Here is a 17,643-nt window from a genome sequence, read left to right on the forward strand (position 1 = left end):
GCCGGCTCCTACAGGGACGTGTAGGAGCCGGCCTTGCCGGCGAAGAACGCAACGCGGTGCTAAGGCCTCAGCCCTGCCATTTGCCGCCCTCGACGATCACGCTCTCCGGCTTGGTGTCGTCGCTAAGCTCCTTGCGCACGTACTGGTCATACAGCTTGAGCAGGTACTTCTGCTCGCCCAGACGCGCCAGCTCGCTGTTGACCCAGTCACGCAGCTCGATGTTGCCCTTCTTCACCGCCGGCGCAATCGGCGCTTCCTCGCCCAGCTTCTCGTCCAGCACGCGGTAGCCCGGGTTCTGCTTGGACCAGCTGAACAGGATCAGGTTGTCCTGCGCATACGCATCGCCACGGCCATTGGCCAACGCCTGCAACGACTCGGAGTTCTTCTCGAACTTGAGCAGTTTCCAGTCCGGGTGGTTCTTGGTCAGCCAGATGTCCGCCGTGGTGCCGGTGGTGACGATGGTGGTCTTGGCCGCCAGGTCTTCGAGCTTCTTCACCTCGCTGCCCTCGGGCACCAGCGCCTGTACCGCCACGCGCAGGTTGGGGTTGGTGAACTCCACCGCTTCCTTGCGCTCCGGGGTCACGGTCATGTTGGCCAGAATCAGGTCGACCTTGTCGCTCTGCAGGAAGGGAATGCGGCTAGCCGGCTCCACGGCCACGAACTCGACCTTGTTCTCGTCGCCCAGCAGCGACTTGGCCAGCTCGCGACCGATGTCGGTGTCAAAACCCACATAGCGCCCGCTTTCATCCACATAGCCGAATGGCGGCTTGTCGGTGAACACGCCGACGATCAGTTTGTCGCGGGCCTTGATGGTTTCCAGGTAGCTGGTGGCCGGCGCTGCGGCATTGGCGGCAGGCTTGCTCGGCGCTTCGGATTTGTTGCACCCGGCCAGTACGGCCAGGGTGAACAGCGACAGCAGCAGTTTTGAAGCGTGGGCAGTCTTCATGACAGTTCCTTGTGTGGTGTCTTGGGCAGGCTTTCGACAAAGGAGAATTTCTCCAGGAACTGCTGCGCGCGTGCGGTCTGCGGGTTCGTAAAGAAGCTCTCGGGGGGGCTCTGTTCAAGGATCCTGCCGGCCTCCATGAACACGATGCGGTCGGCCACCGCGCGAGCGAAGGCCATTTCATGGGTCACGATCAACAGGGTCATGCCGTCGCGGGCCAGGCCCTGGATCACCTGCAGCACTTCCTTGACCATCTCCGGGTCGAGGGCGGCGGTCACCTCGTCGAACAGCATCACCTGCGGGTTCATGCACAGCGAACGCACAATGGCGATACGCTGCTGCTGGCCACCGGAAAGCTGGCGCGGATAGGCGTCGCGCTTGTCCAGCAGGCCCACCCGCGCCAGCAGTGCTTCGGCCTGGGCCTGGGCCTCGAGGCGTTCGCGCTTCTGCACCTTGAGCGGCCCGAGCAGCAGGTTTTCCATCACGCTCATGTGGCCGAACAGGTGGTAGCTCTGGAATACCATGCCCACCTGCTGGCGCACCTGGCGCCAGTCGGTGGCCTTGCTCAGCAACTCTTTACCGGCCAGTGTCAGGCTGCCGCCGTGGGCCACTTCCAGGCCATTGAGGCAGCGCAGCAGGGTGCTCTTGCCGCAGCCGCTAGGGCCCAGGATCACCACCACTTCGCCGCTGCGCACCTGCAGGTCGATGTCCTTGAGCACCTGGTGCTCACCGAAGAACTTGTTGAAACCCTTGAACTCGATCAATGCGCTCATGCGTGTGTCCAGCGCCGCTCCAGCGCCCGCGAGGCGGCCGACAGCGGGTAGCAGATGAAAAAGAAGAACAGGAACAGCGCGCCGTAGATCAGCACCGACTCATAGGTGCGCTCGATGATCTGCTGGCCCACCTTGATCACGTCCACCACGCCGATCAGCACCGCCAGCGAACTGGTCTTGATGATGCGCGTGTAGATGTTGATGGTCGGCGGGGTCATGCGCTTGAGTGCCTGGGGCAGCAGCACGTAGCCATACAGCTGCCAGCCATCCAGGCCGATCGACAGCCCCGCCTCGCGTTGCCCGCGCGGCAGCGAATGCAGTGCACCGCGCACCACCTCGCCCACCTCGCTGGCACCCCACAGCGACAGCACCAGCACCGCGCACCAGAAGCTGGGAATGCTCACGGCAAAGAAGATCGGCAGGCCGAAGAACAGCAGGTACAGCCACACCAGTACCGGTATCGCCCGAAACAGCTCCAGGTACACCCGCAGCACCAGGTTCACGCTGCGCTTGCCAAGGGTGGCGAGCACGCCGTAGAGCACCCCGCCCAGGGTGCTGAAGGCGATGCCCAGGGCCGAGATCGACAGGGTTTGCGCGGCGCCCTGGGCCAGTTGCGGCAGCGACACCAGCAGCAGTTCAAGACCCGAACTGGCCATGTTGCAACCTCCTTTCCAGGCGGCTCAGCAGCAGCGACAACGGCAAGAACAGCAGCACGCAGATCAGCGTCAGCACCGCGAGCATTTCGTAGGTCTTGTAGTACAGGGCGATGTAGCTCTTGGTGGTGTAGAGAATTTCGGGCACCGCCACCGCCGACACCACGGTGGTTTCCTTGAGCAGGAAGATGAAGTTGGCGAACAGCGCCGGCAGGCTGAGGATGCCAGCCTGGGGCAGGATCACGTGGCGCAGCAGCTGGCCTTCGGACAACCCGATGGAGCGCCCGGACTCCAGTTGTGCGGCGGGCACCGCCTCGACACCGGCGCGCAGCACCTCGGTCAGGTAGGCCCCGCCGAGAAACGTCATGGTGATGATCGCGGCGGCGAAGCCGGAAATCTTCAGGCCCAGGCTGGGCAGCGCGAAGTACACGAAAAACAGCTGGATCAGCAGCGGCGTGTTGCGTGCCAGCTCCACGTACAGGCCCACGGCACGCTGCAGGTAGGGCGTGCGGTAGACCAGGATCGCGGTGTTGATCACGGCCACCACCAGCGAGGTGGCGATGGCGATCAGGCCGACCTGCAGGGTGACCCCGACGGCCTTGAGAAACGCGGGCAATGTGCTGAGGATGAATGCGACGTCGAAGCTCATCGGCGTGGCCTCGGCGCCCGAAACAGGGTGCGCTGCATGGGGGTGGTCTCGAACCGGCCCGAGGGTAGACGGGCGGTGGCGGCTAGGGTTGGGCGTGCCGGTAAGCACTTTTGTAATACTCTAAAGCTATAAAAATATTTATTTAAATATCTTTATTGCATATTGATATCACGCAAAAAACTAACCGCAAATTTCCTCGTGGCAGGCGGGATCTTTCCCGCGCGCGCGCCATCAAACAGCTGTCGTGCGCGGCCCCGTGGGCCGTTCAACCCACAAGGAAAACAACACCATGAACAGCGACCAGCCGACCCTCGACCCCAGCGAACTGATCAAATGGCTGACGGCCCTGCGCCGCGCGGTCAACACACCACGCTGAAACCCCATTCAAAAAAAACGCCGACCCGGTAACCGGAGTCGGCGTTTTGCATCGTGCGGTCTACAGCGGGCGAATCAGAACGCCGGCAGTACCGCGCCTTTGTATTTCTGCTCGATGAAGGCTTTCACTTCAGGGCTGGTCAGGGCCTTGGCCAGCTTCTGGATGGCGTCGCTGTCCTTGTTGTCGGGGCGCGCCACCAGGAAGTTCACGTAAGGCGAGTCGGAACCCTCGATCACCAGGGCATCCTTGGCCGGGTTCAGGCCGGCTTCCAGCGCATAGTTGGTGTTGATCATGTCCAGGTCGACCTGGTCCAGCACGCGTGGCAGCAGGGCCGACTCAAGCTCCTTGAACTTGAAGTTGTGCGGGTTCTTGGCGATGTCCTTGGGCGTGGCCAGGGCGTTTTTCGGATCTTTGAGTTCGATCAGCCCGGCCTTCTGCAGCAGGATCAGCGCACGGCCACTGTTGGAGCCTTCGTTGGGGATGGCGATGGTGGCGCCGTCCTTGAGCTCGGCCAGGCTCTTGACCTTCTTCGAGTAGCCACCGAACGGTTCGACGTGTACGCCGATCACGGTTTCCAGGTGGGTGCCTTTACCTTCGTTGAAGCTCTTGAGGTAGGGCAGGGTCTGGAAGTAGTTGGCGTCCAGACGCTTCTGATCGACCTGCACGTTGGGCTGCACGTAGTCGGTGAACACCTTGATTTCCAGGTCCACGCCTTCCTTGGCCAGGGTTGGCTTGATCAGCTCGAGGATCTCGGCGTGGGGCACCGGGGTGGCGGCAACCACCAGCTTCTGGCCGGCGTGGGCGAAGCCTGCAACCGACAGAGCGGCTGCCAATGCAGTCAACAACAAAGCCTTTTTCATGCGCAGTCCTTATTCGAATCACAGCCATCGTCGACGGCGGAAGAGAGGGTGCCAGTATTGTGCTAGCTGGCGTGGAGGCGACAATACCGAGATTTTTTATTCCTTAACAATATCTTTTATGCAGACGCTTATATCTTTTTGACTGATAAAGAAGAGAGCACCGGCTGGCCTGCCAGGTGCATCCGGCGCCGCAACAGACAATGCTCGCGGTCTATCGATTAGCGGTCTCGATGGCAACCTCGGTGATGACAGTGGCCAGTTCCTTCTCGAGTGCACCATCACCCTGCACATTGGCGTAGATGTCATACCTGATCTCATGCGTGGAATTCATCCAGCGCAATCCTGTCCTCCTGACCCCACCCATTACTTTTTCCGACGTTTTCACCAGGGGCTTGCCGGGGTCCTGAGGCTTGGCGTAATCATCGTCGTAAACCACCACGCGCTGTGTCAGCTCGCGCTCATAGTGGGTCTCGTAGGTCACCACATAATCATCGCCGCACGAGTAAAGCGACATGACGCCGTTCAAGCCGCCCTCCTTCATCTCGACCCCGGAGGGGAGTTCTTTGGACAGCCGACATTGCAACTTCTCGATCGCTGCTCGGGATTGCGATTTGAATCGGACGGCTTGAGCCAGCCTTCTGTCGCTCGCCTGGGCGAGTGTGATCATCGAACTGAATTGCTCGAAACCAGGAAAGGTCGAGTTCTTCTCTGGCTCGGCCGTGGGCGAGACCGCCCTTTTCTCAATGACCTTCTGGATATGGGTATTGCCACTGAGCGGTAGAATCTCCAGCTCGGCGCTTGCCGAAAAGGAAGCGAGCAGCGTGCTCATGCACAGCATCGACAGGCGCATCAGCGGCTGGCCTGGGCAAGGAAGACACGTACCGCGCAAGGTAGGTTTTTCATGAAAATCCTTTCAATGCTTCAAGCGATCCAAGGCTTGCGAAGCAAGAAGGTAATCCACCTCATTCGCATCTGCAACGGTTGCTCCGCAGACAACCGCCTGTGCGTTACGCCTACACACCCAACCGCAGCGCCACCTTCTCCAGCAAGGCCTTCAGGCCACTGCGCTCACTTGCACCTGCGCGCAGCAACACCTCGATCTGCCGCTCCAACGCGGCCAGCGGCGTCAAGGTTTCCGGCAGGTTCAGATGCTCGGGCAGTATTTCCTCCCCGCTGCTGACCAGCAGGGCGAAGTGAATGACGTTTTCCAGCTCGCGGGTGTTGCCCGGCCAGCTGTGCAGTTCCAGCACCCGCTGCGCGGCCTCGCTGAGCAGCGGCGGCACGGCCAAGTTCAGGCGCGGGCTGTAGATGCCGACGAAGTACTCGGCCAGCGGCAGGATATCGCCCACCCGCTCGCGCAACGCGGGCAGCTCGAGGCGGCCTTCGTGCAGGTAGTGGTAGAGACGGTCGTGGAACTTGCCGGCGGCCACCGCCTGGGCCAGGTCGATGCTGGAGGCGGCCACCAGGCGCACGTCCACCGGGTTGGGTTGCTGGGCGCCAACGCGGGTGACTTCGCGGTTTTCCAGGGCAGCCAGCAGCTTGACCTGGATCGGCAGCGGCAGGTCGGCGATTTCATCCAGGTACAGCGTGCCGCCGTTGGCCGAGCCGAACCAGCCGGCGCGGCTGCTGGCGGTACCACTGTGGGCGCCGGCGCTGTAGCCGAACAGTTCGGCGTCGGCGTAGGTGGGGCTGATGGCGCCGCAGTTGACCGAGACGAACAGCCCGCCGCGGTCGCTGGCGCGGTGGATCTGCCGGGCCAGCAGCTCCTTGCCGGTGCCGCTTTCGCCGCGGATCAGCACGGGCAAGGCCAGCGGCGCCAGCAGCTCCAGCTCTTCGCGCAGCTGGCGCGAGCGTGGGTCGACGAACACCAGCGCCTTGGCGCGGATGCTCAACGGGCTCTTGTCGCTCTCGGGGAAGGTCAGCAGTGGCTGGCCGTAGGTGTCGTGAAGGCTCATGGCAAACTCCCGCCCGAGCGACTCACGGCGCGGACGTCTTGATGAAAAAGAGGGTAGCGCCCGGGGTCAGGCGCGACGCAGTGCGTGCTGTTCCAGGCGGCTCTGCAGGCGATAGAGGTAGGCAAAGCCCTGCTCCCAGCGCCGGTGTCCGGACTTGACGTTGATATGCCCGGCGCCGCCGAGCACACCGGCTTCTGCGCCCCAGGCGCGGGCCAGTTGCATCGCCCGTGGCGCACTGACCGCCGGATCGTTGTCGGAGGTGACCACCTGGCTGGGAAACGGCAGCAGGTTCTGCGGAATCGGCGCGAAGTTGCGCAGGGCCGGTGCACAGGCCGGGCGTTCGACGTCGGCCGGGGCCACCAGCAGTGCGCCACGTACCTGCTGCAGCAGGGTTTCGCTGGCGTGGGCGGCCCAATGCGCGACGGTGATGCAGCCCAGGCTGTGGGCGATCAGGATCACCGGCGAGGTGTCGGCGGCGATGGCATGTTCGAGCGCGGCAACCCAGTCTTCACGACGCGGGGTGATCCAGTCGGCCTGTTCGACGCGGCCACTGTTGGGCAGGCTGTTCTGCCAGTGGGTTTGCCAGTGATCGTCTGGCGATCCTTGCCAGCCCGGCACAATCAGGTAACGAATCGACTCATTGCGCATGAGATGCCTCCTGCTGGGTTTGCATTGCATGAGGGCAAGTATAGGGCGGGGGTTATATTCGTAAAGGAATAAGAAGCTATTTATTAATAACCAAAACTGCTTTCCGAATACTGTGTGCAACCCTGTGGGCGCTGGTATCGGCGCCTTCGGAGCGGGCATAAAAAAAGGGGCCGTCCCCTGCCAGGATACGGCCCCCGAATGCGTTGCCCTTACCGTTGCATCGTGTTCAACGCGCGGTGATCACCGAAAGCTTGGTGATACCCGCCCGCTCGATCGAGGCCATGGCGCGCGCCACTTCCCCATAATTCACACCGTCGTCCGCCTGCAGTTGCACGCGTACCTCCGGGTCCTTGGCCTTGGCCGCCTGCAAGCTGGTCTCCAGCAAGTCCGGCTGGATCTCGTCCTTGTTGATAAACAACTTGCCGCCCCCATCGATGCTCACCACCAGCGGGTCCTTCTGCTCCACCGGGGCCACGGCCTCGGTCTTGGGCAGGCTGATCGGGATCGCGTTGGTCAACAACGGCGCGGTCACGATGAACACCACCAGCAGCACCAGCATCACGTCCACCAGCGGCGTCACGTTGATCTCGCTGAGTACCTCGTCACTGTCCTGGGTAGAAAAGGCCATGTCAGGACGCCTCTTTCACAGGTTGGCCGCTCACTGTTGCAGCTTTGTGAAGCGCAGGGTGCACCAGCACGCGGAAGGCACTCTTCTGCGCCAGGCTGTAGAAGTCGTGGGCAAAGTCGTCGAGGTCGGCCGCCGTGAGTTTCAGGCGACGCAGGAAGTAGTTGTAAACCAGCACCGCCGGCACCGCGACCGCGATCCCCACACCCGTGGCCACCAGCGCCGCACCAATCGGCCCGGCCACGGTTTCCAGGCTCGCCGAGCCCGCCGCACTGATGCCCTTGAGCGCTTCCATGATGCCCCACACGGTACCGAACAGGCCGATGAACGGCGACGTGCTGCCGATACTGGCCACCACCGCCAGGCCGGTTTCCAGCGAGCGGCGCTCACGCACGATCTGCTGGCGCAGGGCACGTTCGAGGCGGTCCTGGTGATTGATCGCCTGGCTCAGGTCATTGGTCTGGCCGGGCTCGCCCACCGCGATGGCGGCGTAGCCGGCCTGGGCCACGCGGGCGGCGGCGCCGGGCTGGGTCTGGGTGAGTTCGGCGGCCGAATCAAGGCTTGAGGCCGCCCAGAACTGCTTGTGGAAGCGCTTGTCCTGGTTCTTAAGACGGGCGAACTGCAAGCCCTTGACCAGGGCCAGGCCCCAGGTCGCGACGGAAAACACCACCAGCAGCCAGATCACCGCGCTTTCGATGGATTCAAGGGGGGATGCCAATACACTCATGATGGTTTCTCTCTGTTAGCGCGAAATTTTTAGCGAATCTTGAAATCGATCGGCACGCTGACCCAGCCCGCCTGGGCCACGTCGCCCTGCTTGGCCGGCACGAAGCTCCAGCGCTTTACCGCCGCCAGCGCGGCGTCGTCGAGCTGCTGGCGACCACTGCTCTTCTGCAACTGGATCTCGCCAGGCTTGCCGCTGGGCAACACATGCACCCGCAGCAGCACGGTGCCTTCCCAGCCGCGACGCTGGGCCAGCGACGGGTATTCCGGCGGCGGGTTCTTCAGGTACGCCGCGCTGGCCGAAGCCGGGGTCACCGGCGCCGGGGCAGGTGGCGCAGGCGGGGCGGCAGGTTGTGGCGGTGCCGGCGGCGGCTCGACCGGTTTGGGCGCAGGCTTGGGCTCGGGCTTGGGCACCGGCTTTGGCTTGGGCTTGGGTACCGGCTTGGGCGGTGGCGGCGGCTTGACGGCCAACTCGTCGACCACCGGCGGTGGTGGCTCCACCACAGGCTCGGCCGGCGCCGGGGGCGGCGGCTCGACAACCGGTGGCGCCGGCTGGGAAAACTCGATGGTCATCGGCGGGATTTCCGGTGGAACCACCGGCAACACCGGGGCCGGTGCCTGGCTGACCCAGTAGGCCACGGCACCATGCAGCACCAGCGCGAAAACCCCGAGCAGCACCTTCTCGCGGCCCTTCAAGGCACTGCGCGGGGTGCGCTGCAAGCGCTGTTGCGCCAGCGGCAACCGGTGCGGCCGACCGAGGTCGACCAGCTCGCCGCCCGGCGCCTGGCGCCAAAGCACATCGAGAGCACTGGCGGCGGTCTGGACATTACCCATTGATCAACTCCTGGGAGGTTCGGTGCATGTGCATCGAAGGCCGCCCGGTCTGGCCGGCCTTCGCTGAGGTGGATGATCGACGCGTGCTGCTTATCTCTTAAAGTAATCTTTAAAGTTATGGATAGAACCTGATCGCATATACAAAACCGCTGAACCGCTCTAGCCCGCGCCAATCAAGGGCTGGAGGGCATTGCTGATCTGGCAATGCCTTTGCGGCATCGAAAATATTCGCCAAAGGCATCGAAAAACCCCTCAGAAGTCATAGCGACCGGTCACGCCCAGGGTCCGCGGGGTGCCGAGCAGCCCTTCGTAGCCGCCGTTGGCGGCGCTCCACAGGGTGGTGTAGTAGGTCTTGTCGAAGGCGTTCTTCAGCCATAGCGACACGTCCCACTGCCCGCCCCCGGCATCGCCGCGCAGGCCGGTACTGAGGTTGACCACGGCGTAGCTGGGGATCTGCGCGAAGTCCGAGTCCTCGACCGTGCCCACCGCCCTGGAACGGAACGCATAGCTGGCGGTGACATAGGGCTGCAGGCCGTTGTCCAGGTCCCACTGGTACTGCCCGTTGGCGTTGGCGATCCATTTGGAGGCGCCGACCACCTGATGCCCGCTGAGGTCGCAGGCGGCCGGGGCACCCGGGTGCAGAGCCACCTCCGGCGCGCACGGGGCGTCCTTGTAGGCGAGGTAGCGCACGTCGTTGAACGAGCCGTTGAGGTTCAGCGTAAGGCCGCGCAGCGGCACCAGGGTGCTGTCGAACTCGACCCCGCGTGAGCGCACCGAGCCTGCGTTGGTCAGGTACTGCACGCGGTTGGCGTCGTCGTAGGCGTTGGTCTGGTAGCCGTTGACCTGGGTCCAGAACAGGTTGGCGTTCAGTTGCAGGCGGCGGTCCCACAGGGTGCTCTTGAAGCCCAGTTCGGCGTTGTTGGCGCGCTCGGTGCCGATCAGCAACGAGTCGGCGCCAGCCACCGGTGCGGTGCCCACCGCCAGGTTGACCCCGCCGGACTTCTCGCCGTGGGACAGCGTGGCGTAGCCCAGCAGGTCGTCGGTGAAGCGGTAACTGAGGTTGAGCAGGCCCGAGGGGCTGGTGCTGTACTGGTTGAGGTCGCCCGAGTCATACGCACCGGCCCGTCCCTGGCGTACCGCTGCCGCCGCCCCGCTGACCGCAGCGCCGCCCACCGGGGCGCTGCGGTTGACCCAGGCGCTTTTCTCTTCGTAGGTGCCGCGTATCCCGGCGGTGAAGTCCAGGCGCGGGGTGAGGTGCCAGGTGCCCTGGCCGAACAGGGCGAAGCTGTCGGTCTTGATGTGCCCCTTGCCCACCGAGCTGACGTTGGCCAGCGCACCGGTCGGCGTGCCGTTCCACACGTCGGCCTGGGGGCCGTAGAAGGCGAAGGACTTGTTGTCCAGGTTGGAGCCGAAGTAGTACGCGCCCAGTACGTAGTCGAAGAAGCCGCCCGTGGGCGAGGCCAGGCGAAATTCCTGGGAGTACTGCTTGTCTTGCACCGACACCCCGGCGTTGTAGGTTGCCGGCACATCCAGGCCGTCGTCGTTGCGCGGGGTGAAGTCCCACCAGCGGTAGCTGCTGATGGAGGTCAGGGTGAAGTCGTTGTCCAGGGTCCAGTTGGCCTCCAGCGAGGTGCCGCCCTGGAACACCGTGACCTTCTGGTCGTCGTCCAGGTTGACCTTGCGGTGGCGGCCGTCGACCAGCGTGGCACCGGCCGCCGCCGCACGGTTTTCATAGCGGTTGACGCCGTTGATGGTCGGCCCGGTGCTGTACAGCACGCGGGTGCCGGCGCTGGAGTCTTCCTCGTTGTAGTCGCCGATCCAGCGCAGGTTGAATTGCTCGCTGGGCTTGTACAGCAGTTGCCCGCGAAAGCCCTGGCGCGCGCCACCGTTGAGGGTGTGGCCGTCGTGCTCGTTGCTGATGTCGCCGTCGCTGCGCGTGCGGTAGGCCGAGAAGCGACCGGCCAGGGTCTCGGTGAGCGGGCCGGAAAGCGTGCCCTTGGTCTGGAAGTAGCCGTCCTCGCCCACCGAGGCCTCGATGCTGCGCTCGGGGGTGAAGCTGGGCGCACGGGTGCTGATGTTGATGACCCCCGCAGTGGTGTTCTTGCCGAACAGGGTGCCCTGGGGGCCGCGCAGCACTTCGAGCTGCTCGATGTCCATGAGGTCGAACACCGCCATGCCGGGGCGGCCGAGGTAGACGTTGTCCAGGTACAGCCCCACGCTGCCTTCCAGGCCGTCGCTGGCCGGGTTGTTGCCCAGGCCGCGGATCGACACGCTGGACTGGCGCGCATGCATGTAGGCCACGTTGACGCTGGGCACCAACTGCTGAAGGTCCTGGATGCGGTACACGCGCTGGCTTTCCAGGGCCTGGCCGTCGAGCACGCTCATCGGCGTGGGCACGTCCTGGGCGCTCTCTTCACGTCGGCGCGCAGTCACGGTGACGGCCTTGAGCTGGCTGTCGGGCTTGACCTCGGGCGTCGCGTCGGTAGCCGCCTGGGCCGGCAGCCAATGCGCGCTGCCGGCCAGCAGCAAGGCCAGCGGCAGGCGCTTGAGCCGTCGGGAAGACAAGGGTGCGGCGGGGGAAGACGGGCGCATGGGCGGCTCCTGGGCAAGGAATTTATATTCATTAAAGTTATTTATTTATGATTTCACATATGTTTACTGCATAAGAGATTGCCTTTATAAGGAGTGCAGCCGAGGCAGAGCAAATGCATTTGCCCGATACTTTTCATGTGAAAAATGCATATCGACCTACGCCAGCTTCGCCACCTGATCGCGCTTGCCGAGCACCGCAGCTTCGTGGCGGCGGCGAACGCGGTGAGCCTTTCGCAATCGGCCTTCAGCCGTAGCATCCAGGCCCTGGAACACAGCGCCGGGTGCCTGCTGGTGGACCGGTCGAGCAAGGAGCTGGCGCCGACCAAGCAGGGCCTGGTGGTGCTCGAACATGCACGCCGGCTGGTCAGCGGCGCGCATCAGTTGAGCAACGAGATCAGCCAGTTCAACGGCCTGGAGGCCGGCGAGCTGCGCTTTGGCTGCGGTCCGGCGCCGGCCGCCGGGCTGGTGCCGCGTGCCATCGGCACGTTCATCGGGCGCTACCCCAGGGCACGGGTGCGCTTTCAGGTGGATGACTGGCAGAACCTGGACAAGCGCCTGCTGGCCGAGGAGTTCGAGTTCTTCGTGGCCGACACCCGCCGCTTCGAGGCCGACCCGGCCTACCACACCGTGCGCCTGCGCCCGCGCCGCTGGCACTTCTGCTGCCGCGCCGCGCACCCGCTGGCGCAACTGCCGAACGTCAGCGCCGAGCAACTGCTGGCCTACCCACTGGCGGTGACCCTGCGCCCGCCCAACCTGCGCAAGGTGATCAGCGACCTGAGCGGGCGCCCGGACTTCACCGCCAGCGTCGAGTGCGAGAACGGCTACAGCCTGCTGGGGGTGGTGCTGAACTCCGACGCGATCGGCATCTGCAGCGCCAACAGCGATGCGCTGCACAGCGCAGCCCAGCAACTGGTGCGCCTGAACATCGACGGCCTGCACGACGACTGCGAGGAGCTGTACACCCGCTACGGCATCGTCAGCCGTGCGCGCCAGCGCCTGTCGCCGCTGGCCGAGGCAATGATCGCGCAGATCGTCGCCACCGATCAGGCCGACCAGGACCTGTGCAACCTGGAGCGCCTGGCCATCTGAGGTGTTGCGCCGGGCGCATCGAAGGTATTCGGCAAATGCGCTTGTGGTCGCGTGGCGTGCAGGGCGAAATCACTCACCAGACTTTCAACCGGTGAGCGCCATGACCCAACCTGCCCCCGTGCGCAACGTGCTGTACATCATGTGCGACCAACTGCGTCGCGATTACCTGTCGTGCTACGGCCACCCGCACCTGCACACGCCCAACATCGACCGCCTGGCCGCCGCCGGGGTGCGCTTCAGCCGCGCCTATACCCAAGGCACCATCTGCGGGCCGTCGCGCATGTCGGCATACACCGGGCGCTATGTGAGCAGCCACCAGGTGGCCTGGAACAGCGTGCCGCTGCCGCTGGAGGAGCTGACCCTGGGCGACTACCTGCGCCCGGCCGGCATCCGCACCGCGCTGGTGGGCAAGACCCACGCCACGCCGAACCTTCAGGCGCAGCAGCAGCTGGGCATCGACGCCGACATGGCCAGGCAGCTCGATGAAGTGGGTTTCGAAGCCTATGTGCGCCATGACGGTATCTACCCCGACGACCCGCAGTTCGCCGACAAGCGCGAGAGCGCGCCATACACCCATTACCTGCGCGAACACGGCTATGGCGGCGACAACCCCTGGCACGACTGGGCCAATGCAGCGCAGGGCGAAGACGGCGAGGTGCTCAGCGGCTGGCACATGCGCCACGCCGACCGCCCCACGCGCCTGCCCGAGCAGCATTCGGAGACGGTGTACACCACCGACCGCGCCATCGACTTCATCACCGAACAGGGCGAGCAGCCGTGGTGCCTGCACCTGTCGTACATCAAGCCGCACTGGCCGTACATCGCGCCAGCGCCGTACCACGCGCTGTATGGCGCGGCGCAGGTGCTGCCGGCGGTGCCGGGCGGGCGCAGCGATCACCCGGTGTATGGCGCGTTCCGCCAGCATCAGGAGAGCGTGAACTTCTCTCGCGAGGAGGTGCGCCTGAAGGTGATCCCCACCTACATGGGGCTTATCAGGCAGGTGGACGACCAGCTCGGACGGCTGTTCGAAGTGCTTCGACGCACCGGGCGCTGGGACGACACGCTGATCGTGTTCACCAGCGACCACGGTGATTTTCTGGGCGACCACGGGCTGGGGGAAAAGGAGTTTCTGCTGGAGCAGGCGGTGGGTGTGCCGTTGATCGTGCGCGACCCGCGTGGGGCGGCAGATGCCACCCGTGGCACGGTGGATGCGCGGCTGGTGGAGACCATCGATGCGCTGCCGACGTTTCTGGACGCACTGGGATTGCCGGGGGCCGAGCATCGGCTGGAGGGGCGGTCACTGGTACCGTTGCTGCACGGCACGGCGCAGGGATGGCGCGAATACGCGATTGCCGAGTACGACTATGCGTTCCAGACCCCGGCGCGGGAGCGGCTGGGGCAGCCGATCGACCGTTGCCGCATGACCATGGTGCGCAGCGAGCGCTTCAAGTACATCGCGTATGACGGCTTCAGGGCGCAGCTGTTCGACCTGCAGGAAGACCCGCAGGAGCGGCACGACCTGGGCGATGATCCGGCGCATGCCGGCGTGCGCGAGGTGCATCAGGGGTACCTGTTGCAGTGGCTGCGCGGGCTCAAGCGCCGCACCACGATCAGCCATGCGGAGATCGAGCGGCGGGGGGAGCGGTTCCGCTACGGGGAGCCGCAGGCGGACAGCGTGGTGAAGATCGGGGTGTGGTGAAGCGGGCCGCTTCGCGGGTCAAGCCCGCTCCCACAGGTACTCCACTGCCCCTTGGATCAGTGATATCCCTGTGGGAGCAACTGTCTTTTTGTAGGAGCCGGCTCTGCCGTCGATGGGGTGCTTAGCGCCCCTGGCCCGGCGTAGCCGGGCATCGCCAGCAAAGCTGGCTCCTACGGTTGAGCGATCTGCTCCTGCCACGGCGTACCGGCCTTGAGCATCGCATTCAAACGGACGATCAGGACTCTCATGCATGCCACTACCGCTACCTTCGCTAGCTTTCCCTGGGCCCTCATAGCGGTATAACGCTCAGTGAAGTCCTTGTTGTGCCGGATGACGACCCAGCACGCCATGTACAGCGCCCGCCTGATTCGTGTCCGCCCTCCCCAGATCGAACGTTTGCCAGAGTGTTTGCCACTATCTTCGTTAAACGGCGCGACACCCACTAGAGCCGCGATCTCCTGGCGACTCACCTGACCCAGTTCCGGTAGCAAGGCCACCAGTTTGGCGGCTGTGACCAGGCCGATACCTTTGACCTGCATGAGCTGCGCTACGCGGTCGTCATGCAGTTCCTCCGCCTGCTTGGCAATTTCTTGCTCAAGCGCTTTGATCTCGGCCTTCAAATAGTTGATATGGCGCTCCAGACTCGCCAAAACACATGCCGTTTGCGCTTGCTTCAGTCGGCGCTTGTCATCGTCACGTTGCTGGACGAAACGATCCCGCTGGATCAGCAGTTCACGTAGCAAAGCTCGCTCAGGGGTCATCGCTACGCAACGTTGAGGCGGCAGCACCTCGGCGAAATGGGCAAGCACAGCTGCATCGATAGGGTCGGTCTTGGCACGCTTGCCCATGGACTTGGCGAAATCCCGGGCGCGATTGGGGTTGATTCGGAAGGCCGGGAAACCAGCACCTTGCAGTGCCCGAAGGGCACTGCATTCATAACCGCCGGTTGCTTCAAGCAAAATGGCTGAAACCTGGTACTCGCCAAGTTTTTCGACGAGCTGCTTAAATCCACTCAAGTCATTGGAAACATTGAAACTAATATCCTCGGGGCGGATGTGAACGGCGAGCGTGGCACTGGAAACATCGATACCGACAGAGGAAGACATGGCCAAACCCTCTTAGACTCAAGGTGTGAGAGTACTTTGGCTTGGCCCACGCTTGTGATTCGAGATTTGGCCCTCATCCAACTGTTCGGGCTCTCGCCAAAGTAGAACGGTGAATGGCAGCTTGTGCTCCCACGCGTGCTCAGGGCACCTCGGGCTATCAGCTTGCCATTCACCGCTCTCACTTCAGATTCTAACCCCTCCTCAAGACACAAGCGGGCTTGACCCGCGATGAGGCCCGTAAGGCCTCAGATATTGCCGACCTTCTGCCACACCTTCGGCTTGAAGAACAACGTCTCGCCACGGGCCAACCCGGTCAGGCTGTCGTGGTCCTTGACCACCTCGGCCTCGATCAGCTCGCTCTGCCCTTCCACCTTCAGCGTCACCCGCGTGGTCGCGCCCAACGGGCGGATGTCACGCACTTCAGCTGCGTGGTGGCCTTCCACCTCCTGTCGCGACAGCGACACTTCGTGCGGACGGAACAGCACGTGATGGTCCTCGCTCAGGTGCAGGCGGTTGGAGTCGCCCAGAAAGTGGTAGACGAAGTCGCTGGCCGGGTTCTCGTATACCTCGCCCGGCGAGCCGATCTGCTCGATCACGCCCTTGTTCATCACCACGATACGGTCGGCCACTTCCATGGCTTCTTCCTGGTCGTGGGTCACGAACACCGAGGTCAGGTTGATGTCTTCGTGCAACCGCGCCAGCCAGCGACGCAGCTCCTTGCGCACCTTGGCGTCCAGCGCACCGAACGGCTCGTCCAGCAGCAGCACCTTGGGCTCTACCGCCAGCGCCCGCGCCAGGGCGATACGCTGGCGCTGGCCACCGGACAGTTGCTCGGGGTAGCGGTCGCTGAGCCAGTCCAGCTGCACCATGTTCAGCAGCTCGTGGACCTTCTCGGCAATGCGCGTCTCGTTCGGGCGCTCGCCCTTGGGCTTCATGCGCAGGCCGAAGGCGACGTTGTCGAACACGCTCATGTGGCGAAACAGCGCGTAGTGCTGGAACACGAAGCCGACGTTGCGATCACGCACGTCGTGCCCCGACACGTCCTCGCCATGGAACACGATGCTGCCCTGGTCCGGCGTCTCGAGCCCGGCGATGATGCGCAGCAGGGTGGTCTTGCCGCAGCCGGACGGGCCCAGCAGCGCTACCAGCTCGCCGCTGTGGATATCCAGGTTGATGCTGTCCAGGGCCTGGAAAGCGTTGAAGCGCTTGCTGACGTTACGAACTTCGATCGACATGAATTATTCCTCCGCGGCGCTGTGGCGCAGGCGGTTAATGCGGGACTCGCTCCACTGCTTGAGCAGCAGGATGAAGAGCGCCAGGATCAGCAGCAGGCTGGCCACGCTGAAGGCCGCGACATGGTTGTATTCGTTGTAGAGGATCTCGACATGCAGCGGCAAGGTGTTGGTCACCCCGCGAATATGCCCGGACACCACCGACACCGCACCGAACTCGCCCATCGCGCGCGCCGTGCACAGCACCACGCCATAGATCAGGCCCCATTTGATGTTGGGTACGGTGACGTGCCAGAACATCTGCCAGCCGTTGGCCCCGAGCAGGCGTGCAGCCTCCTCTTCCTGGGTGCCCTGCTCCTGCATCAGTGGGATCAGCTCGCGCGCCACGAACGGCACGGTGACGAAGATGGTCGCCAGCACGATGCCGGGCAGGGCGAACACGATCTGGATGTCATGGTCCTGCAGCCACGGGCCGAAGAAGCCCTGGGCACCGAACATCAGCACGTAGACAAGACCGGCTATCACCGGCGACACCGAGAACGGCAGGTCGATCAGGGTCACCAGGATGCTCTTGCCGGGGAAGCTGTACTTGCTCACGCACCACGCCGCGCTGACCCCGAACACCAGGTTCAGCGGCACCGAGATGGCCACCGCGATCAGGGTGAGCTTGAGCGCCGACAGCGCGTCGGGCTCGAAGATCGCCTCGAAGAAGGTGCCCAGGCCCATCTTCAGGCCCTGGGACACCACGATGAACAGCGGCAGCAGCAGAAACAGCGCGAAGATCAGCCAGCCGAGGCCGATCAGCACGCGCCGTGAAATCGCGCTGCCACGGCGGGCAGCGTTGGCCGAAGCGGCCACACCAACAGATGATGCAGACATGGGTCAG

At 63.9% G+C, this 17,643-nt stretch carries 17 protein-coding genes; 2 read left to right on the forward strand and 15 right to left on the reverse strand.

Features of this window, described 5'->3' with window-relative positions:
* Positions 1 to 67: 67 nt before the first annotated feature.
* From V9K84_RS20975 to V9K84_RS21030, 12 genes are all read right to left on the reverse strand, one after another.
* Positions 68 to 946: a transporter substrate-binding domain-containing protein gene (locus V9K84_RS20975; protein WP_088514091.1), complete on the reverse strand. Its 879-nt coding sequence runs from the start codon at positions 944 to 946 to the stop codon at positions 68 to 70.
* Positions 943 to 1,716, reverse strand: a complete 774-nt coding sequence (locus V9K84_RS20980) for an amino acid ABC transporter ATP-binding protein (protein WP_088514090.1) — start codon at positions 1,714 to 1,716, stop codon at positions 943 to 945. Before V9K84_RS20980 ends, V9K84_RS20975 begins: the two co-directional genes overlap by 4 nt.
* Positions 1,713 to 2,372 (reverse strand): amino acid ABC transporter permease, encoded by a 660-nt coding sequence (locus V9K84_RS20985; RefSeq protein ID WP_043859912.1) that lies wholly within the window; start codon positions 2,370 to 2,372, stop codon positions 1,713 to 1,715. Before V9K84_RS20985 ends, V9K84_RS20980 begins: the two co-directional genes overlap by 4 nt.
* Positions 2,353 to 3,018, reverse strand: coding sequence for an amino acid ABC transporter permease (locus tag V9K84_RS20990; RefSeq protein WP_043859911.1), 666 nt, complete (start codon positions 3,016 to 3,018; stop codon positions 2,353 to 2,355). Before V9K84_RS20990 ends, V9K84_RS20985 begins: the two co-directional genes overlap by 20 nt.
* A 450-nt stretch (positions 3,019 to 3,468) precedes the next feature.
* Entirely contained in the window at positions 3,469 to 4,254 is a 786-nt protein-coding gene (locus V9K84_RS20995; protein WP_043859910.1) for a MetQ/NlpA family ABC transporter substrate-binding protein, read from the reverse strand.
* Between the two features lie 211 nt (positions 4,255 to 4,465).
* Complete coding sequence (locus tag V9K84_RS21000; RefSeq protein WP_054915895.1) at positions 4,466 to 5,104, reverse strand: hypothetical protein; 639 nt, start codon at positions 5,102 to 5,104, stop codon at positions 4,466 to 4,468.
* A gap of 163 nt (positions 5,105 to 5,267) precedes the next feature.
* Positions 5,268 to 6,209 carry a sigma 54-interacting transcriptional regulator gene (locus V9K84_RS21005; protein WP_043859908.1) on the reverse strand — a complete coding sequence of 314 codons (942 nt, stop codon included), beginning with the start codon at positions 6,207 to 6,209 and terminating at the stop codon, positions 5,268 to 5,270.
* Positions 6,210 to 6,275: 66 nt separating this feature from the next.
* Complete coding sequence (locus V9K84_RS21010; RefSeq protein WP_088514089.1) at positions 6,276 to 6,857, reverse strand: alpha/beta hydrolase; 582 nt, start codon at positions 6,855 to 6,857, stop codon at positions 6,276 to 6,278.
* A 226-nt stretch (positions 6,858 to 7,083) separates the two neighbouring features.
* Positions 7,084 to 7,485 carry a biopolymer transporter ExbD gene (locus V9K84_RS21015; RefSeq protein ID WP_043859906.1) on the reverse strand — a complete coding sequence of 134 codons (402 nt, stop codon included), beginning with the start codon at positions 7,483 to 7,485 and terminating at the stop codon, positions 7,084 to 7,086.
* Between the two features lies 1 nt (position 7,486).
* Complete coding sequence (locus V9K84_RS21020) at positions 7,487 to 8,209, reverse strand: MotA/TolQ/ExbB proton channel family protein (protein ID WP_088514088.1); 723 nt, start codon at positions 8,207 to 8,209, stop codon at positions 7,487 to 7,489.
* Between the two features lie 29 nt (positions 8,210 to 8,238).
* Positions 8,239 to 9,039 carry an energy transducer TonB gene (locus tag V9K84_RS21025; protein WP_088514087.1) on the reverse strand — a complete coding sequence of 267 codons (801 nt, stop codon included), beginning with the start codon at positions 9,037 to 9,039 and terminating at the stop codon, positions 8,239 to 8,241.
* A 252-nt stretch (positions 9,040 to 9,291) separates the two neighbouring features.
* A complete protein-coding gene (locus V9K84_RS21030; RefSeq protein ID WP_088514086.1) occupies positions 9,292 to 11,631 on the reverse strand; it encodes a TonB-dependent receptor in 2,340 nt (779 codons plus the stop codon).
* A gap of 144 nt (positions 11,632 to 11,775) precedes the next feature.
* On the opposite strand from V9K84_RS21030, the gene V9K84_RS21035 reads away from it, so the two are divergent.
* On the forward strand, positions 11,776 to 12,720 hold the full coding sequence (locus V9K84_RS21035; protein ID WP_088514085.1) for a LysR family transcriptional regulator: 945 nt from the start codon (positions 11,776 to 11,778) through the stop codon (positions 12,718 to 12,720).
* Between the two features lie 100 nt (positions 12,721 to 12,820).
* Positions 12,821 to 14,419 carry an alkaline phosphatase family protein gene (locus V9K84_RS21040; protein ID WP_088514084.1) on the forward strand — a complete coding sequence of 533 codons (1,599 nt, stop codon included), beginning with the start codon at positions 12,821 to 12,823 and terminating at the stop codon, positions 14,417 to 14,419.
* A 170-nt stretch (positions 14,420 to 14,589) separates the two neighbouring features.
* On the opposite strand, the gene V9K84_RS21045 is transcribed toward V9K84_RS21040, so the two are convergent.
* The 3 genes from V9K84_RS21045 to cysW all read right to left on the reverse strand — a co-directional run bounded on the left by V9K84_RS21045 (position 14,590) and on the right by cysW (position 17,636).
* Positions 14,590 to 15,525, reverse strand: coding sequence for a transposase (locus V9K84_RS21045; RefSeq protein ID WP_088513811.1), 936 nt, complete (start codon positions 15,523 to 15,525; stop codon positions 14,590 to 14,592).
* Between the two features lie 245 nt (positions 15,526 to 15,770).
* Complete coding sequence (locus tag V9K84_RS21050; RefSeq protein WP_043859900.1) at positions 15,771 to 16,760, reverse strand: sulfate ABC transporter ATP-binding protein; 990 nt, start codon at positions 16,758 to 16,760, stop codon at positions 15,771 to 15,773.
* Positions 16,761 to 16,763: 3 nt separating this feature from the next.
* Positions 16,764 to 17,636: a sulfate ABC transporter permease subunit CysW gene (gene cysW, locus V9K84_RS21055; RefSeq protein WP_043859899.1), complete on the reverse strand. Its 873-nt coding sequence runs from the start codon at positions 17,634 to 17,636 to the stop codon at positions 16,764 to 16,766.
* Positions 17,637 to 17,643: the final 7 nt, after the last annotated feature.

The sequence above is a fragment of the Pseudomonas sp. AE27 genome, assembly GCF_037113495.1.
Lineage (GTDB): Bacteria > Pseudomonadota > Gammaproteobacteria > Pseudomonadales > Pseudomonadaceae > Aquipseudomonas > Aquipseudomonas palmensis.

Bases quoted from the DNA above. Each gene is read 5' to 3' on its own strand.
- V9K84_RS20975 (WP_088514091.1), bottom strand. From the start codon at position 946: ATGAAGACTGCCCACGCTTCAAAACTGCTGCTGTCGCTGTTCACCCTG.
- V9K84_RS20980 (WP_088514090.1), bottom strand. From the start codon at position 1,716: ATGAGCGCATTGATCGAGTTCAAGGGTTTCAACAAGTTCTTCGGTGAG.
- V9K84_RS20985 (WP_043859912.1), bottom strand. From the start codon at position 2,372: ATGGCCAGTTCGGGTCTTGAACTGCTGCTGGTGTCGCTGCCGCAACTG.
- V9K84_RS20990 (WP_043859911.1), bottom strand. From the start codon at position 3,018: ATGAGCTTCGACGTCGCATTCATCCTCAGCACATTGCCCGCGTTTCTC.
- V9K84_RS20995 (WP_043859910.1), bottom strand. From the start codon at position 4,254: ATGAAAAAGGCTTTGTTGTTGACTGCATTGGCAGCCGCTCTGTCGGTT.
- V9K84_RS21000 (WP_054915895.1), bottom strand. From the start codon at position 5,104: ATGCGCCTGTCGATGCTGTGCATGAGCACGCTGCTCGCTTCCTTTTCG.
- V9K84_RS21005 (WP_043859908.1), bottom strand. From the start codon at position 6,209: ATGAGCCTTCACGACACCTACGGCCAGCCACTGCTGACCTTCCCCGAG.
- V9K84_RS21010 (WP_088514089.1), bottom strand. From the start codon at position 6,857: ATGCGCAATGAGTCGATTCGTTACCTGATTGTGCCGGGCTGGCAAGGA.
- V9K84_RS21015 (WP_043859906.1), bottom strand. From the start codon at position 7,485: ATGGCCTTTTCTACCCAGGACAGTGACGAGGTACTCAGCGAGATCAAC.
- V9K84_RS21020 (WP_088514088.1), bottom strand. From the start codon at position 8,209: ATGAGTGTATTGGCATCCCCCCTTGAATCCATCGAAAGCGCGGTGATC.
- V9K84_RS21025 (WP_088514087.1), bottom strand. From the start codon at position 9,039: ATGGGTAATGTCCAGACCGCCGCCAGTGCTCTCGATGTGCTTTGGCGC.
- V9K84_RS21030 (WP_088514086.1), bottom strand. From the start codon at position 11,631: ATGCGCCCGTCTTCCCCCGCCGCACCCTTGTCTTCCCGACGGCTCAAG.
- V9K84_RS21035 (WP_088514085.1), top strand. From the start codon at position 11,776: ATGCATATCGACCTACGCCAGCTTCGCCACCTGATCGCGCTTGCCGAG.
- V9K84_RS21040 (WP_088514084.1), top strand. From the start codon at position 12,821: ATGACCCAACCTGCCCCCGTGCGCAACGTGCTGTACATCATGTGCGAC.
- V9K84_RS21045 (WP_088513811.1), bottom strand. From the start codon at position 15,525: ATGTCTTCCTCTGTCGGTATCGATGTTTCCAGTGCCACGCTCGCCGTT.
- V9K84_RS21050 (WP_043859900.1), bottom strand. From the start codon at position 16,760: ATGTCGATCGAAGTTCGTAACGTCAGCAAGCGCTTCAACGCTTTCCAG.
- cysW (WP_043859899.1), bottom strand. From the start codon at position 17,636: ATGTCTGCATCATCTGTTGGTGTGGCCGCTTCGGCCAACGCTGCCCGC.